The organism is Streptomyces sp. NPDC055078 (assembly GCF_053607985.1).
On record NZ_JBSGUP010001115.1, the window covers coordinates 1 to 1,349 of the forward strand.

Genomic DNA, 1,349 nt, shown 5'->3' on the forward strand with positions numbered 1-1,349 from the left:
CCGCGCAGCCGGGCGCGGATCGACTGCCGGATCTCGCGGGCAACCTCGGCGATGAAGGACACGGCGGTGCGGACGGCGTTCGCGGGATCGGAGAAGTACGCGAAATAGCCCGCGCGGGAACGATTCGCCCGGCCGCGCCGGGTGGAGACAGAGAGCACCAGCGCGACCTGGTCGGCCCCGCCGCTGAAGAGATTGCCACGGCTCGCGCCGTCGACCGTGAGGAGCCCGCCGTCGCCGGTGCTGGCGACGGCGCGGCGCTGGAGTTCCACGGCGCTCGCGGGCCGGTTGCTGACCATGATCCGGCCGCTGTCCTTCTCGTACCAGCGGAAGGCGGGGACATCGTGGTTGGAGCCGTGCAGGATGGCGAGCTGGCTCGCGCCGGTCTGGCTGGACCAGTCGGTGCGCCAGGGGGTGAGCCGGTGGGTGGTGGCGAGCCAGTCGGCGACGGTCGGCATCACCCCGTCCTTCGCGGCGCGCAGCAGCACCTCGTGCCCGACGCCGTCGAGCTGGAGGAAGACCACGCCGGGGCAGCCGGTGACCTCGTCACCGGCGTCGGAGCCGCGCTGGCGGCGCCGGCGGCGGGTGGCGAGCCGGGAGAGTCTGCGCCGGTAGGCGTTGTCGTCGCGGACGGCGAGCGCGGTGGAGGTGGCCGAGGCGACGGCGGACATCACCGCGGCGACGACGACCGCGGTCTCGGGGGCGGCGTCGCCTCGGTCGTCGGGAATCAGCCATAGCGCGAGCAGCAGCAGCGAGCCGTTGAGGAAGAAGACCAGCAGGCCGAGCACCAGCGCCGGTACAAGCAGCAGCGCCCGTACCACCAGCGGCCACACCAGCGCGGTCAGCAGACCGAAGGCGCCCGCGCCCCAGGCCGCGGTGACGGCGGTGCGGGTGGCGCTGTCACCGTCGTCGGACTGGAGCTGGAAGTCGGGCAGCAGTCCGGCGAGTGCCAGCATCGTCAGGGTGGACACCGCCCACACCACGACCACCCGCAGCAGGGCACTGCCCGCCCTGCGCCATCGCCCTTCGGCCACGCCGCCTCCACCCCTTCCCGGAATCCGGTCTCCAGCCTGGCACAGCCAGGGGCGTGATCAAGCCGGGCTGTCCCCCGGTGCCCTGGCCAGAACACATGTACCCGGCGCCGGGCCCAGGGCGTGTTGCGAAAGTCCCGCCTGGCCCGCGACGCCCGGCACGCTCCCCCTGGGCCTAGCGGCCCGTGGGGACCCCCACGCTGTGTTGTCGGAGTCATCCGAGTACGTCCAGTACGAGGATGATCCTCCGCCTTGCGATCCTCCCCCACAGCCTCCGGCGTGGGAGGGGCCCACCTCGGCCCGGTGGGTCTGGGGAGACCC

At 73.2% G+C, this 1,349-nt stretch carries 1 protein-coding gene; it reads right to left on the bottom strand.

The annotated features are described in order from the left end of the window. On the bottom strand, positions 1-1,031 hold a 1,031-nt coding region (locus tag ACWF94_RS40575; protein ID WP_453500324.1), incomplete at its 3' end, for a phage holin family protein. Positions 1,032-1,349: the final 318 nt, after the last annotated feature.